1 pseudogene is annotated in these 234 nt (G+C 55.6%); it reads left to right on the top strand.

Features of this window, described 5'->3' with window-relative positions:
• Positions 1-96 precede the first annotated feature (96 nt).
• Positions 97-234, top strand: a pseudogene (locus ACPYOI_RS37105) (recombinase XerC); the annotation flags it as partial.

Here is a 234-nt window from a genome sequence, read left to right as displayed (position 1 = left end):
ATGGATGCATGACAAGCGCTTCGCCGATATTAGCAATTCCCTAGCTGGTCGCCCCTCAGAATTGGCCAAGGCAATAGCAAAATCAAGGCCAGCGCCGTGAACAAACTCCTGATTATCGCCGACCCGCACCTGATGGCGGAACGTAGCGCCTGGCTGGAAAACCTTAGGAGCTAACGGCGCCTTTCGGAACATACCCTCGATGCTTACGAGCGTGACAGCCGCCAATTCCTCACC

This window comes from Rhizobium sp. SVR5-2C (genome assembly GCF_056755115.1).
The sequence above is the reverse complement of the archived record's forward strand: the minus strand, read 5'-3'. Positions and strand labels throughout refer to the sequence as shown.